Source organism: Aminobacter aganoensis, assembly GCF_014206975.1.
In the GTDB taxonomy this organism is placed as follows: Bacteria; Pseudomonadota; Alphaproteobacteria; order Rhizobiales; family Rhizobiaceae; genus Aminobacter; species Aminobacter aganoensis.
Genome location: NZ_JACHOU010000004.1, coordinates 160123 through 173632, shown reverse-complemented (window position 1 = coordinate 173632; position 13510 = coordinate 160123). Strand labels below are relative to the sequence as shown.

The following is a 13510-nucleotide window of genomic DNA, read 5'->3' as shown; positions in this document are numbered from 1 at the left end:
AACGGGCGGACTTTCCGCCCGTTGACTTTTTCGGAGCAAAGGCAGTGACTTGGCGCGCTCGTCCAACGGAGGCGGTGATGCGTACTTTGTGGTCTGCATTGATTGTTGCCTTTTTCGCCCTGTCAGCCTGGCCTGCCGGCGCAGAAGAACGATGGCTGGCCTTGCCGGACCCGGCTCCGATGCCAAAGGCCGACGAAAGCGGCTATGCCAAGGTCAACGGCATCGAGATGTACTACGCCGTGTATGGCGCCGGCGATCCAGTCCTGCTCATCCATGGCGGCCTCGGCCATGCCGACATCTGGTCGAGCCAGGTCGCGGAACTTGCCAAGAGCCACAAGGTGATCGTCGCCGACAGCCGCGGCCATGGCCGCTCGACACGCGACGCCCAACCCTTCGGCTACGAACTGATGGCCTCCGACTATCTGGCCCTGCTCGACCACCTCAAGATCGACAAGACGGCACTCGTTGGCTGGAGCGACGGCGGCATCATCGGCCTCGACATCGCCATGAAGCACCCGGAACGACTGACCAGGCTCTATGCCCACGCGGCAAACGTCACCACCGACGGTGTCGACCCAGGCGTCGAAACCAACAAGACCTTCGGCGCCTATATCGAGCGCTCCGGCAATGACTATCGCCGCTTGTCGAAGACGCCGGACCAGTACGACGCATTCGTCGCGCAGATCAGCGAGATGTGGAAAACGCAGCCCAACTGGACCAAGGAACAACTCGGCAAGATCACCGTGCCAACGGCCATTGTCACCGGCGATCATGACGAGGCGATCAAGCGCCAGCACACCGACGACATGGCATCCGCCATACCCGGCGCCAAGCTGATCATCCTGCCGGATGCCAGCCATTTCGCCATGCTGCAGGCGCCTGACGAGTACAACAAGTCGGTGCTGGCCTTCATCGACCAGAAATAGGATTTCCGCACGGCTCGCCGGCAAGTCTCACGCACCAGCAGCGTGCGGCTTGCTGCCGTGCGTCGGCATCACCAGCGCGCTTCCCGCCCCCAGGCCGTCAAATGGTGTATGGAGAGCCGAAGCCGCCGACTCGCGCGGCCAGGCAACGGCGGATATCCAGCATGGCAATCAAGTTCACGGCAAAGGCGGCCCCGGTCGCGGCGAAACCTGCGCCTGCCAAGGCAGCACCGTCAGCCCCTTTGGCAGCGCAGGAAGCAGGGGAAGCCGCCGCGCCAAAAGCCACCAGGAAACCGGCCCGCAAGGCGCCGAAAACAAAAGCGGCGACGCAATCGCCGCCGCTCGATTTCAACGATACAAAATAACCGCAAGCGCTTGCCGGGCTTGCAAGATCGCCCGGCTCGCGACTGCGCGTCGTTACGATCCGACGGTGACCACGAAGTGCTTCGTCACCGGCTCGATGATCTTCCAGGTGCCCTTGAAATCCGCTTCGACGACGAATGCGTCGCCCGGACCGACCTCGACCGGCTCGCCGCCGTCCGGCGTGATAATGATGCGGCCCGAGATCATGTGGACGAACTCATAGTCCGTGTAGCTGGCATGGTAGGTGCCTGGGGTCGCCTGCCATGTTCCCGACAGGACCTTGCCGTCCTGGGTCTTGTGCTGGACGGCGGTCTTCATCGTCGGCTTTCCTTCGACCACCACCCAACCCGGCAGATCATTGGCATCGGCATTTTCCACTTTGCCGAACTTCAGGACAGTCTTGCGTGTCATGGTAAAGGTCTCCCGTTCTAATCAGACAGTTCTGAATAGCCGACAGATCAACAAGAGGCAACTTAGTTTCCTGATACTAAATTTTTGCCGGATTTTTTTCCCGCTCGACCACTGAAACGGCCAAGCTGATCTTCAGTTGAGTGAGTGTTCCCTCCGGCTGCTGCGAATGACAACGGACCGCGATTTGCACAACCGATTTTCGGGCCCGCACAACGCCAGTTGACGAAATCGCCTAAGTAGTTGAAACGACTAGCAAGCGGACGTGGCGGAACTGGTAGACGCAAGGGACTTAAAATCCCTCAGCCTAGGCTATGCGGGTTCGATCCCCGCCGTCCGCACCAGCAAAATGCCCCGCAATTTCACCTTTCCAGGCGTGCATCCGGCGCCGGCGCGACTGGCAGCCGAGGTTCCGTGACATAATTGCCACGGCCACGTGCTTTCGTAACGTCAACACCACACCGAAAAATTGCAGAATATTTCACACTGAAATACAACTTCACCGGGTGGGAGTGAGTGGGGAGTTGCGTAATGCACTACAATTGGGAACGCGCACCATACTTTTGGGAAAAGCATCGTAACGCCTGTTTCGGCCTTGCAGCCGCCATCTGCGGCGCCTGGGTGATACTGGCGATCGTGCCGCTCTGACAGCCTAAATCGCCGGCAGAGCCACAAGCCGCAACGCGGCATGCAACCAAATGCGATGGCCAACGTTTGAGCCGGCATGGCCGCCTCGACATCCTTTGCGCGCCCGATCGTCGTTGAACTCGGCCGCGCCGGAAACTACCGCCACATCACGGGTGCGCGCGACGCGGCCGAATGCCTGGTGACTGCCTGGCCGCTGAGCCGGGGCCCGCGTCACCGCAACGCCGTCCTGACATGCCTGAAGGTGCTCGAGGGGCAACGCCCGTCCGAGGATGCGCGGCGGGCCTTCGTCGAGGTGGCGATGGAAGCAGAGGTGCCGATAGCGGCATCGTCATGCAGCGAGGAACAATAATGGCAAAGCTCGTCTATGAAGTCGTCCAGCACGACGGTGGCTGGGCCTACAAGGTCGGCGACACCTTTTCGGAAACCTTCCCGACGCACGAACACGCCCTCCGCGCCGCAGAGACGGCGGCGGCAGAGCAGCGTGTCGCCGGCTCCACGGACGGCATCCAGTACGAGGACCGGGACGGCCGCTGGCATGACGAGCTCGCCAAGGGCGACGACAGGCCGGACACCGAGGTTTCCGACTAGCTGCCAGCACCATCGCTGGCGTGCCCCCAATGAGCAGCACTATCCCGTAGCTTTGTCGACCGGAGCGGCAAACGCCTTGGCCGCGATGCGCCGGATCAGCCCCGCGACCCGCTTCGGCTCGACGAATTGCGGCATGTGCCCCATGCCCTCGACCAGGTCGAGTTCGAGGTTGTCGATGCGCTCGGCCAGCGGCGCGCCATGAAGCCGGTGGTCGAGCACGCGGTCGGCGGTGCCGAACATCACGCCGACGGGCAGCTTCAGTTCGGCATATCTGGCCTCGACCGCGCCGAGATCGCTCTCGATCGCCACCATGTCGGCCGACGTGGCGTAGAAATGGCTCGGCCTGAGCCCGGCAAAACCACCGCCTGCCGTGCCGTAGTCCTTTGGCGCCGCCTGCGGCGAAAACAGGAAGGCCAGCGTCTGCGACGCATATTTCAGGCTCGCCGGTATCGCCACGGTCTCGGCAATGATCCGGCGCCGCAGTGCCGACTTGATGTAGAGCGACCTGAATTCAGGCCGCAGCTCATCTTCGAGATGCGTCAGCGGTGACAGCAGCACCAGTCCGGAAACTGACTCGGAGTGGTTCTCCGCCAGTGCCAGTGCCACGGCACCGCCGAGCGAATGGCCGACGACCAGTGGCTGCTCCAGCCCGAGTTCGGCGATGAAGCGCGCGATCAGCGCGGCCTGCTCGGTCAGGCGGCCCGAAAATCCGCTAGGACGCGAGGAGTAACCCGAACCCGGCCGGTCGAGCGCGATCAGCCGGAAACCGGCCAGTTCCGGAAACAGCGGCTGGCGGAAGTGGTGCAGCTGGGCGCCGAGCCCGTGGACGAACAGGATCGGCCTGCCCTCGCCCTGCTCGACATAATGGATGCGGTGAGCGCCAAGCGGCAGAAACTTGCCGATAGCCGGCACTGCGCGCGCGGCCTGGGTGGAGATCTTGCGCGTCGCCAGCACGAAATAGCCACCGACAAGGGCCACCGCCAGGAAGGCGAGGCTGGCGATCCAGCCGAAAATCGTCGTCACGGTCGCCATCGAACCTCCTGCAGGCAATGCCCGCAACTTAGCGGCGCGCGAGGCAGGCTCAAGCCCGTGACATGCAAAACGGGCGGCCTTGCAACCGCCCGTTCACAAAAATCAGTGCAATTCGAAGCTGTTAGGCAACTTCCTTGACAGCATTCGAGCCCTTGCCGTGCAGGCGGATGGCGATCTCGGCCACGCGCTTGCCCTGGAAGTGGGCGCCTTCGAGCTCCTGCGCCGAAGGCTGGCGCGAGCCGTCGCCATCGGAGGTGGTGGTCATGCCGTAAGGCGCGCCGCCACGGACCACGTCGTTGCCCATCTGGCCCTGGTAGGCATAGGACAGCGGCACGATGACCATGCCGTGGTGCTGCAGGTGGATCTGGGCGTTGATCAGCGCGAGTTCCGCGCCGCCATGCTGGGTCGCGGTCGAAACCATCACCGAGCCGACCTTGTCGAGCAGCGCGCCCTTGGCCCAGAGCGGGCCGGTCTGGTCGAGGAAGTTCTTCATCTGCGAGGCCATGGTGCCGTAGCGGGTAGCGGTGCCGATGATGATGCCGTCATAGTCGGCCAGTTCGAGCGGATCGGCGATCGCGGCTTCCTGGTCGAGCTTGTAGTAGGCAGCCTTGGCCACGGCCTCGGGAACCAGTTCGGGAACGCGCTTGATGGTCACGTCGGCGCCGGCAGCACGCGCGCCTTCGGCAGCGGCCTTGGCCATCTGCTCCATGTGGCCCCAGCTCGAATAATAGAGAACAAGAATCTTAGCCATTTCATCGCTCCAAAATCTCGGGAAAATCTCGCGGCGCCACTTGGGTTGGCGTCTGGGGAGAGATGTAATGCAAAGCCCGTTCAATGAAAGCAGGCCAATGCGTGACGCATCGTTCACAAAATGGCGACTATTGCCCGCTTGCGCGAGCGGCTGTATCTGAGATCGGTCCAAAAGGAGCCCCTGAAATGGCCGACATCGTCACCGCAGCAATGGTCGTCATCGGCGACGAGATCTTGTCCGGCCGCACCAAGGACAAGAACATCGGCCATCTCGCCGACATGATGACGGCAGTCGGCATCGACCTGCGGGAAGTCCGCATCGTAGCTGACGACGAGGACGAGATCGTCGCGGCCGTCAATGCCGTGCGCGCGCGCTACGATTATGTCTTCACGACAGGCGGCATCGGCCCGACGCATGACGACATCACCGCCGACTCGATCTCCAGGGCCTTTGGCCTGCCGTGCGAATACGAGCCCCGCGCCTATGCCCTGCTGGAGGCCAACTATGCCTCGCGCGGCCTGGAATTCTCCGAAGCGCGCAAGCGCATGGCGCGCATGCCGCGCGGCGCCGCGCTGATCGAGAACCCGGTCTCGGTGGCGCCCGGCTTTCGCATCGGCAACGTCCATGTCATGGCCGGCGTGCCCTCGATCTTCCAGGCCATGCTCGACAACGTCATGCCGACGCTCAAGACCGGGGCAAAGCTTCTGTCGACCACGGTTCAGTGCCCCTATGGCGAAGGCACGATCGGCGGCCCGCTCGGCGAGATCCAGAAGGCGCACCCCGACACCATCATCGGCTCTTACCCGAAATATCTCGACGGCAAATTCTGGACCGAGCTCGTCGTCCGCTCGCGCTCCGAGGAAGCGATGCTTCACGCCCGCGATGCCATCGAGGCCATGCTTGAGGGCATAGCAAAAGCGGCCTGAACGACTTGATGCCGAACACTTGATCCAAGTCACATTGGAACAAGTACCGGCATGATAGTGTTTCTTTGCTGAGCAGATTTCTGCCCGTGCAAAGGAGGGTGCCATGCCGTTCAAGACAATCGTTGCCATCATCCAGAGCGAGCGCGACGCCGCCCGCGTCCTCGACGTGGCCATTCCGTTTGCCGACCGGCATGAAAGCCATCTCATCGGGGTTCATGCCGAAGCGCTGGCCATGCCCTACACCACGGCCGTCGGTTTTCCCGACACCGAGTTCATCCAGGCCAATTCCGATCTCTGCAAGGAGCGCGCCGAAAAGGTTCAGAAGGCGTTCCTCGGCCGGATCGAAACTGCCGGTGTCTCGTTCGAGTGGCGCAGCTTCGAGAGTTTTTCGGGCGACAGCGCCCTTTCGGGGGTCGAAAGCGCGCGCTGCGCCGATCTGGTCATCGTCGCGCAGAGCACGCCCGAGGCCAAGGACTCGGTTGCCGCAGACATCGATTCCCTGATCTACGAGGCGGGCCGGCCGGTGCTGGTGGTGCCGCATTCGGCGCCATTGATCTCGACCTTCCGGCGCGTCCTGGTGGCCTGGAACGGCAGCCGCGAAGCGGCGCGTGCCGCATTCGACGCCCTGCCCTTCATCCTAGAGGCTGACCAGACCGAAATCCTGGTCGTCGACCCCATCGAGACGGCAGCCCAGAGCATCGACGCCGCCGGCGCGGAAATCGCCTCTGCCTTCGCCCGCCACGGCGCCAAGGTTTCGGTCAGCATCGAGGCGTCACGCGGCCACACCATCGACGCCGTCATCCACAACAAGGTCGTGCAGACCGGCGCCGACCTGCTGGTGATGGGCGCCTACAGCCATTCGTGGCTGCGCGAATTCCTGTTTGGCGGGGTCACGCGCAGCGTCCTGCAATCCGGCGACACGGCGATCTTGCTGTCGCGGTAAGATTACCGCACGACTGTGCAGCCCCGCCCTTGCCAAGAGCGGGGCTTTCCGGCTAATTCCGCCTGCATTCCCCTATTCTCGCGCCAGTTGGCGCGCCGAGCCGGAGTGCGCGTCGAATGTCCCTTCCCGAAAAAGCCTTTCCCGTATCCTGGGATCAGTTCCACCGCGATGCGCGCGCGCTCGCCTGGCGCCTCGCCGGCGTCAATCCGCAGTGGAAGGCGATCGTCTGCATCACCCGCGGCGGCCTGGTTCCTGCCGCCATCATTTCGCGCGAACTCGGCATTCGCCTGATCGAGACGATCTGCATCGCCTCCTACCACGACTACACCTCGCAGGGTCAGTTGCAGGTGCTGAAGGAGATCACGCCGTCGCTGCTCGAAGGCGAAGGCGAAAACGTGCTGATCGTCGACGACCTCACCGACACCGGCAAGACCGCAGCCATCGTGCGCGCCATGATGCCGAAGGCGCATTTCGCCACGGTCTACGCCAAGCCCAAGGGCCGGCCGCTGGTCGACACCTTCGTCACCGAAGTGTCGCAGGACACCTGGATCTATTTCCCCTGGGACCTCGGCTTCACCTACCAGAAGCCGATCGCCGAAGATCACATGGGCTGATCGCAGCCTCCAACCGACTCGACCTGTTGAGCGCCCGGCCCCCGCGCCGGGCGTTTTCATTATCAATCTATTTACTTTTGTTACGGAGGATTAACCGTACAATTCGTAACACGGCAACTGAGTCTGCTTCTGGGTGGGACTGCCGATGCTGATGAAGCCTGTCTATCACAGCCACCTCGTCGAGCGCATACGCCGGCTGTTCGGCGCTCCCGCATGCCGGCTTCAGGTCGCCGCCCTGCCCTGGCATCGCACCGCCTCCGGCGCCATCGAGATCATGCTGATCACCAGTCGCGACACCGGGCGCTGGGTCCTGCCCAAGGGCTGGCCGGAAGATTCCGAGCGGCTGTGCGAGACCGCCGCGCGCGAAGCGAGCGAGGAGGCCGGCCTCAGCGGCTCGGTCGATACCCACGAAGCCGGCCGCTATTTCTACACCAAGGAGCTCGGGAGCGGCGAACGGGTCGCCTGCGAAGTGCTGGTCTACCCGCTCGAGGTGCGCAAGGTCGCCGAGAAGTGGAAGGAACGGCGCCAGCGCACGCGCAAATGGGTCTCGCCCGCCGAAGCCGCACGCATGGTCAACGAACCCGACCTGTGCCGGCTGATCTCGTCCTTCGGCGCGGCGCACGGAAAAGTCGCCGCCTGAGGCGCAAGATTCTGCTGCTGCGAGGCATCGGCCGCAGCCTTCGCGGGGTCTTCGCGAGCAAGGATGCCGGCTTCGCTGATGGAGCCGGTTCTCCCCGTTATCCACACAAGTGACACACAAGATGTTGGGGTCACAAAAACTGCATAAACGAATTCTTGACGTTGCCGCCCGAGTCGCTTTTTATGACTCAAGCGCGCTTGTTGAGTGCGTGACCGGAAAGTTCAGAGCCCGGTCCTTTCTCCAGATTTAGTGAGTTCCCGCTCGCATTTGCACCCGCACAGGCGGGGCGCTGTCGCGCGCGGTTTCGGTATGTCCGAGGGGTCAACGGGTAAAAATTGGGGACTGGCAGAAATCTTCTGTTAACACTATATTTAGTGTTTGCAGGCAGCCTGGACGCTAGATAGTGTGAGTTCTCCCTCAACGAGGGAATCGCAACAAAGTTTCAGTTTCAAGGACCCGAGGCGGTCCGCAGGCTGGCGGGAAGGCGCTCCGCAAGGAGGATTTCCGGTCTGGCGGCGGCCCGTTCGGGAAATGGTGACCGGTCGTTCGGGCGGCCGGCAAGATCGGCTTTGCGTCTTTCGTATCGCAAGGGGAAATTTCCCGCGAAAGACGCTATATATAGACAAAAGGAAATCGACCGATGCGCATCGAGCGGCGTTTCACCAAGGATGGACAATCGGCCTATGCGGAGATCGAATTCCGCAAGGCGCTCTCCGAGATCAAGAATCCGGACGGTTCGGTGGTGTTCCGCCTCGACGACATCGATGTGCCGGCGCAGTTTTCCCAGGTGGCCGCCGACATCCTGGCGCAGAAGTATTTCCGCAAGGCCGGCGTGCCCGCCCGCCTGAAGAAGGTCGAGGAGAACGACGTTCCCTCCTTCCTGTGGCGCTCGGTTCCCGACGAGACCGAACTGGCCACGCTGCCCGAAAACGAACGCTACGGCTCCGAGACCGATGCTCGACAGGTCTTCGACCGCCTCGCCGGCACCTGGACCTACTGGGGCTGGAAGGGCGGCTACTTCAAGAGCGAAGACGACGCCCGCGCCTTCAAGGACGAGCTGTCCTACATGCTCGCCACCCAGCGCGTGGCGCCGAACTCGCCGCAGTGGTTCAACACCGGCCTGCATTGGGCCTATGGCATCGACGGCCCCGGCCAGGGCCACTTCTATGTCGACCCCTTCACCGGCAAGCTGACCAAGTCGAAGTCGGCCTATGAGCACCCGCAGCCGCATGCCTGCTTCATCCAGTCGGTCGCCGACGACCTCGTCAACGAGGGCGGCATCATGGACCTGTGGGTGCGCGAGGCGCGCCTGTTCAAATATGGCTCGGGCACCGGCTCGAACTTCTCGCATTTGCGCGGCGAAGGCGAAAAGCTGTCGGGCGGCGGCCGTTCGTCCGGCCTGATGAGCTTCCTCAAGATCGGCGACCGTGCCGCCGGTGCCATCAAGTCGGGCGGCACCACGCGCCGCGCCGCCAAGATGGTCGTCGTCGACGCCGACCACCCCGACATCGAGGCCTATATCGACTGGAAGGTGAAGGAAGAGCAGAAGGTGGCGGCGCTCGTCACCGGCTCCAAGATCGTGCGCCAGCACCTCAGCAAGATCATGGCGGCCTGCGTCAACTGCGAAGGCCAGGATGACGACTGCTTCGACCCGGCCGTCAACACCGCGCTCAAGCGCGAGATCAAGGCCGCCAAGAAGAACGCGGTGCCGGAGAACTACATCTACCGCGTCATCCAGTTCGCCAAGCAGGGCTACAGCTCGATCGAATTCAAGACCTACGACACCGACTGGGATTCGGAAGCCTACCTCACCGTTTCCGGCCAGAACTCCAACAATTCGGTCTCGCTCAAGGACGACTTCCTGCGCGCCGTCGAAGGTGACGGCGAGTGGCACCTGACCGCCCGCAAGGACGGCAAGGTGCTGAAGACGCTCAAGGCCCGCGACCTGTGGGAAAAGATCGGCTACGCAGCCTGGGCCTCGGCCGATCCGGGCCTGCACTTCAACACCACGATGAACGACTGGCACACCTGCGCTTCCGCGGGCGCCATCCGTGCGTCGAACCCGTGCTCGGAATACATGTTCCTCGACGACACGGCCTGCAACCTCGCCTCGATCAACCTCCTGCCCTACCGCATGGAGAACGGCGAGATCGACATCGCGGCCTACGAACACACCGTGCGCCTGTGGACCGTCGTGCTCGAAATCTCGGTCATGATGGCGCAGTTCCCGTCCAAGGAAATCGCCAAGCTGTCCTACGAGTACCGCACGCTCGGCCTCGGCTACGCCAATATCGGCGGCCTGCTGATGACGTCCGGCATTCCCTATGACTCCGACGAAGGCCGCGCCATCGGCGGCGCGCTGACGGCGATCATGACCGGCATCGCCTACGCCACCTCGGCCGAAATGGCCTCCGAGCTCGGCGCCTTCCCCGACTACGACCGCAACGCCCAAAACATGCTGCGCGTCATGCGCAACCACCGCCGCGCCGCCTATGGCGACAAGGACGGCTACGAGAAGCTGTCGGTGCATCCGGTGCCGCTGGTCGCGTCCGACCTCAAGCAGCCCGAACTGGTGAGCCACGCCCGCGCCGCCTGGGACCGCGCCATCGAGCTCGGCGAGGAGCATGGCTACCGCAACGCCCAGGCAACCGTGATCGCTCCCACCGGCACGATCGGCCTGGTGATGGATTGCGACACCACCGGCATCGAGCCCGACTTCGCGCTGGTCAAGTTCAAGAAGCTCGCCGGCGGCGGCTACTTCAAGATCATCAACCGCGCCGTGCCCGAAGCCCTGCGCACGCTCGGTTACTCGGAAAGCCAGATCGCCGAGATCGAGGCCTATGCCGTCGGCCACGGCAATCTCAACCAGGCGCCGGGCATCAACCCCGGTTCGCTCCGGGCGAAGGGTTTCAGCGACGAGAAGATCGAGGCGCTGAACGCAGCCCTCAAGAGCGCCTTCGACATCAAGTTCGTGTTCAACAAGTGGACGCTGGGCGAAGACTTCTGCAAGAACGTGCTCGGCCTCACCGACGCGCAGCTCAACGACTTCTCGTTCGAGATGCTGCCCGCACTTGGCTTCTCCAAGCGCGACATCGAAGCCGCCAACATCCATGTCTGCGGTGCGATGACCCTCGAGGGTGCACCATTCCTGAAAGAAGAGCACCTGCCCGTCTTCGACTGCGCCAACCCCTGCGGCAAGATCGGCAAGCGCTATCTCTCGGTCGAGAGCCACATCCGCATGATGGCCGCCGCCCAGCCCTTCATCTCGGGCGCCATCTCCAAGACCATCAACATGCCCAACGAGGCGACGGTCGAGGACTGCAAGAGCGCCTACATGCTGTCGTGGAAGCTGGCGCTCAAGGCCAATGCGCTCTACCGCGACGGCTCCAAGCTGTCGCAGCCGCTGAACGCCTCGCTCATCGCCGACGAGGACGAGGACGAGGACGACGCCGTCGAGGCGCTGATCGCAGCACCCGCCGCCGCCAAGGCGGTGCAGGTCACCGAAAAGATCGTCGAGCGCGTCATCGAGCGGCTCTACCGCGAGCGCGAAAAGCTGCCGAACCGCCGCAAGGGCTACACCCAGAAGGCCGTCGTCGGCGGCCACAAGGTCTATCTGCGCACCGGCGAGTTCGACGACGGCCGCCTCGGCGAAATCTTCATCGACATGCACAAGGAAGGCGCTGCCTTCCGCGCGATGATGAACAACTTCGCCATCTCGATCTCGCTCGGCCTGCAATACGGCGTGCCGCTCGACGAATATGTCGAGGCCTTCACCTTCACCAAGTTCGAGCCGGCCGGCATGGTCGTCGGCAACGACGCCATCAAGAACGCCACCTCGATCCTCGACTACGTCTTCCGCGAGCTCGCCGTCAGCTATCTTGGCCGCCACGACCTCGCCCATGTCGACCAGTCGGATTTCGACAAGACCGCGCTCGGCAAGGGCATCACCGAAGGCAAAGCCCTGCCCTTCTCCAAGGGCCTGACCCGCGGCGCCCCGCTCAAGGTCGTCTCCGGCGTCGCCGGTTCCGACCCCAAGGGTTCGGCGGCCGCAAGCCCGGCGCGTACCACGCCCGTGACCGCCTTCTCCGGCTCCAACGTGCTGGCGCTCGCCCCCAAGGCCGCGATCTCGGCGGAGGAATCCACCGCCTACAAGCGTGACTACGAGGAGCGCGCCAAGGAACTGGCCGACGACGCCGCCTTCGAGGAAGAGGAAGCTTCGGCCGCGAACGCGCTGTTCACCGACGCCGCGGCCCAGGAAGCGGCGGACGCCAAGAAGCTCGCCGCCGACCGCCGCGCCAAGTCGATGCTGCAGGGCTACACCGGCAATTCCTGCTCGGAGTGCCAGAACTTCACCATGGTCCGCAACGGCACCTGCGAGAAGTGCGACACCTGCGGGGCGACGAGCGGCTGTAGCTGAGGTAAAGGGGGGGCGTAAGAAGCGCTGCCAGCCTCCCAGCCCAATGAAACAACAGATAGGCCGCCTCAGTGCGGCCTATTGTTTTGAGCGGCGCACCTCAGCGCTTCGTCATCTCAGGGAAGCAGGAGCGTAGCGACATCGCGGCTGTGTTCCAACGCACAGAGCGGCCGCCGCTTCTCCATTCGAACGGATGCTTCAGCCTCTCTGCTTCGTCATCCTCGGATCAAGCTCGAGGATGACGAAGCGGAGAGGCCGCTCGCAGCAATCGGGCTCACTGCGCCGACAGCACGCTCAGGAAGCGCCGGATGCTTGATCTCCCAGGGGGCGATCCAATCTCCGGCGACCCTCAACTCCACCTTGGCGTCGTCCTCGATCACCTTGCACACGGTCATCTCGCCCGCATCCTTGCCATAGCGCGAGGCGGCTTCCCTGAAGCGGTCGTGCGTTGCGCGGGTGAGTTCGCTGCGCGTACCGGTCTCGTTCATCAGCTCCGCGATCAGGCCCAGATCCTTGAGACAGAGCGCCAGGGGAAAGGAGGGATCGTAGTGTCCGGCGAAGATGGAGGGAACGTCATGCTGCATGACGAAGCTGTCAGCCGCGCCGCCCTTCATGGCAGCCCACCAGACGTCAGGCTCGAGACCTGCAACCTTGGCCGTCACCATCGCCTCGCCAATGGCCGCGGCATGGATCTTCCAGAGCTGGTTGTTGACGAGCTTGGCGACATAGCCGTTGCCATGCCTGCCGACCTTGCGGATCTCGCCCATCGCCTCGATCACCGGACGAACCCGCTCGATGTCGGCATCCTCGCCGCCGACGAACATGATCATGTCGCCGCGAATGGCCGAGTCCACGGAACCGGTGACGGGCGCGTCGACGGCTGCGCCGCCTCTTTTCCGGAATTCGGCGCCGAGGTCGCGCATCAGCTGAGGGCTGCTGGTGGTGAGGTCAATCCAGTATTTGCCGTCACAGTCGGTCGTCAAGAAACCATCCTTGCCGCGAACGACGGCCTCGATTTCCTTTGGGCCGAACACCATGGTCACCACGACTTCAACCTGGTCGAGCAAGTCTGCCGGACTGCTGGCAGCCCTTGCGCCCTTTTCGACCAGGGGCCCCAAGGCTTCAGGCCGGACGTCGAAGACGACCATTTCGTAGCCTTTCCTGAGCACGTTCAGCGCGGCGTTCCTGCCCATCGTGCCGAGTCCAATGAAACCGACCTTCATCTCAACACTCCCTTGGATTTCCTGACCCTGGCTGCTG

General features: G+C 63.3%; 13 protein-coding genes and 1 tRNA gene. 10 read left to right on the top strand and 4 right to left on the bottom strand.

Annotated features, from left to right (window positions below; genetic code table 11):
- Window positions 1–77: 77 nt before the first annotated feature.
- Together GGR00_RS11670 and GGR00_RS11665 are read left to right on the top strand one after the other, a co-directional pair.
- Complete coding sequence (locus GGR00_RS11670) at window positions 78–926, top strand: alpha/beta fold hydrolase (protein WP_055970693.1); 849 nt, start codon at window positions 78–80, stop codon at window positions 924–926.
- Window positions 927–1087: 161 nt separating this feature from the next.
- A complete protein-coding gene (locus GGR00_RS11665) occupies window positions 1088–1288 on the top strand; it encodes a hypothetical protein (protein WP_156381097.1) in 201 nt (66 codons plus the stop codon).
- A 52-nt stretch (window positions 1289–1340) separates the two neighbouring features.
- On the opposite strand, the gene GGR00_RS11660 is transcribed toward GGR00_RS11665, so the two are convergent.
- Entirely contained in the window at window positions 1341–1697 is a 357-nt protein-coding gene (locus GGR00_RS11660) for a cupin domain-containing protein (protein ID WP_055970692.1), read from the bottom strand.
- Between the two features lie 256 nt (window positions 1698–1953).
- On the opposite strand from GGR00_RS11660, the gene GGR00_RS11655 reads away from it, so the two are divergent.
- The 3 genes from GGR00_RS11655 to GGR00_RS11645 all read left to right on the top strand — a co-directional run bounded on the left by GGR00_RS11655 (window position 1954) and on the right by GGR00_RS11645 (window position 2930).
- Window positions 1954–2038 (top strand) — tRNA-Leu (locus tag GGR00_RS11655).
- A gap of 380 nt (window positions 2039–2418) precedes the next feature.
- A complete protein-coding gene (locus GGR00_RS11650; RefSeq protein WP_184699516.1) occupies window positions 2419–2691 on the top strand; it encodes a DUF982 domain-containing protein in 273 nt (90 codons plus the stop codon).
- Window positions 2691–2930 (top strand): DUF2188 domain-containing protein, encoded by a 240-nt coding sequence (locus GGR00_RS11645; protein ID WP_055970690.1) that lies wholly within the window; start codon window positions 2691–2693, stop codon window positions 2928–2930. Before GGR00_RS11650 ends, GGR00_RS11645 begins: the two co-directional genes overlap by 1 nt.
- A 39-nt stretch (window positions 2931–2969) precedes the next feature.
- On the opposite strand, the gene GGR00_RS11640 is transcribed toward GGR00_RS11645, so the two are convergent.
- Window positions 2970–3962 (bottom strand): alpha/beta fold hydrolase, encoded by a 993-nt coding sequence (locus GGR00_RS11640; RefSeq protein ID WP_184699515.1) that lies wholly within the window; start codon window positions 3960–3962, stop codon window positions 2970–2972.
- A gap of 121 nt (window positions 3963–4083) precedes the next feature.
- Window positions 4084–4713: an NAD(P)H:quinone oxidoreductase type IV gene (gene wrbA, locus GGR00_RS11635; protein WP_055970688.1), complete on the bottom strand. Its 630-nt coding sequence runs from the start codon at window positions 4711–4713 to the stop codon at window positions 4084–4086.
- Window positions 4714–4898: 185 nt separating this feature from the next.
- Here wrbA and GGR00_RS11630 point away from each other — a divergent pair, with 185 nt between their 5' ends.
- The 5 genes from GGR00_RS11630 to GGR00_RS11610 all read left to right on the top strand — a co-directional run bounded on the left by GGR00_RS11630 (window position 4899) and on the right by GGR00_RS11610 (window position 12253).
- The gene (locus GGR00_RS11630) at window positions 4899–5639 is read left to right on the top strand and encodes a competence/damage-inducible protein A (protein WP_184699514.1); all 741 of its coding nucleotides are present in this window, start codon (window positions 4899–4901) and stop codon (window positions 5637–5639) included.
- Between the two features lie 103 nt (window positions 5640–5742).
- On the top strand, window positions 5743–6582 hold the full coding sequence (locus tag GGR00_RS11625) for a universal stress protein (RefSeq protein ID WP_184699513.1): 840 nt from the start codon (window positions 5743–5745) through the stop codon (window positions 6580–6582).
- Window positions 6583–6698: 116 nt separating this feature from the next.
- Window positions 6699–7196 (top strand): xanthine phosphoribosyltransferase, encoded by a 498-nt coding sequence (gene gpt / locus GGR00_RS11620; RefSeq protein ID WP_055970685.1) that lies wholly within the window; start codon window positions 6699–6701, stop codon window positions 7194–7196.
- Between the two features lie 145 nt (window positions 7197–7341).
- Window positions 7342–7836: an NUDIX hydrolase gene (locus GGR00_RS11615; RefSeq protein WP_184699512.1), complete on the top strand. Its 495-nt coding sequence runs from the start codon at window positions 7342–7344 to the stop codon at window positions 7834–7836.
- Window positions 7837–8476: 640 nt separating this feature from the next.
- Window positions 8477–12253: a vitamin B12-dependent ribonucleotide reductase gene (locus GGR00_RS11610; RefSeq protein ID WP_055970684.1), complete on the top strand. Its 3777-nt coding sequence runs from the start codon at window positions 8477–8479 to the stop codon at window positions 12251–12253.
- Window positions 12254–12465: 212 nt separating this feature from the next.
- On the opposite strand, the gene GGR00_RS11605 is transcribed toward GGR00_RS11610, so the two are convergent.
- On the bottom strand, window positions 12466–13473 hold the full coding sequence (locus tag GGR00_RS11605; RefSeq protein WP_055970683.1) for an NAD(P)-dependent oxidoreductase: 1008 nt from the start codon (window positions 13471–13473) through the stop codon (window positions 12466–12468).
- Window positions 13474–13510: the final 37 nt, after the last annotated feature.

Coding starts and splice junctions, on each gene's coding strand:
- GGR00_RS11630 (WP_184699514.1), top strand. CDS start 4,899: ATGGCCGACATCGTCACCGCAGCAATGGTCGTCATCGGCGACGAGATC.
- GGR00_RS11670 (WP_055970693.1), top strand. CDS start 78: ATGCGTACTTTGTGGTCTGCATTGATTGTTGCCTTTTTCGCCCTGTCA.
- GGR00_RS11660 (WP_055970692.1), bottom strand. CDS start 1,697: ATGACACGCAAGACTGTCCTGAAGTTCGGCAAAGTGGAAAATGCCGAT.
- GGR00_RS11610 (WP_055970684.1), top strand. CDS start 8,477: ATGCGCATCGAGCGGCGTTTCACCAAGGATGGACAATCGGCCTATGCG.
- GGR00_RS11665 (WP_156381097.1), top strand. CDS start 1,088: ATGGCAATCAAGTTCACGGCAAAGGCGGCCCCGGTCGCGGCGAAACCT.
- GGR00_RS11645 (WP_055970690.1), top strand. CDS start 2,691: ATGGCAAAGCTCGTCTATGAAGTCGTCCAGCACGACGGTGGCTGGGCC.
- GGR00_RS11615 (WP_184699512.1), top strand. CDS start 7,342: ATGCTGATGAAGCCTGTCTATCACAGCCACCTCGTCGAGCGCATACGC.
- GGR00_RS11625 (WP_184699513.1), top strand. CDS start 5,743: ATGCCGTTCAAGACAATCGTTGCCATCATCCAGAGCGAGCGCGACGCC.
- GGR00_RS11650 (WP_184699516.1), top strand. CDS start 2,419: ATGGCCGCCTCGACATCCTTTGCGCGCCCGATCGTCGTTGAACTCGGC.
- gpt (WP_055970685.1), top strand. CDS start 6,699: ATGTCCCTTCCCGAAAAAGCCTTTCCCGTATCCTGGGATCAGTTCCAC.
- GGR00_RS11605 (WP_055970683.1), bottom strand. CDS start 13,473: ATGAAGGTCGGTTTCATTGGACTCGGCACGATGGGCAGGAACGCCGCG.
- GGR00_RS11640 (WP_184699515.1), bottom strand. CDS start 3,962: ATGGCGACCGTGACGACGATTTTCGGCTGGATCGCCAGCCTCGCCTTC.
- wrbA (WP_055970688.1), bottom strand. CDS start 4,713: ATGGCTAAGATTCTTGTTCTCTATTATTCGAGCTGGGGCCACATGGAG.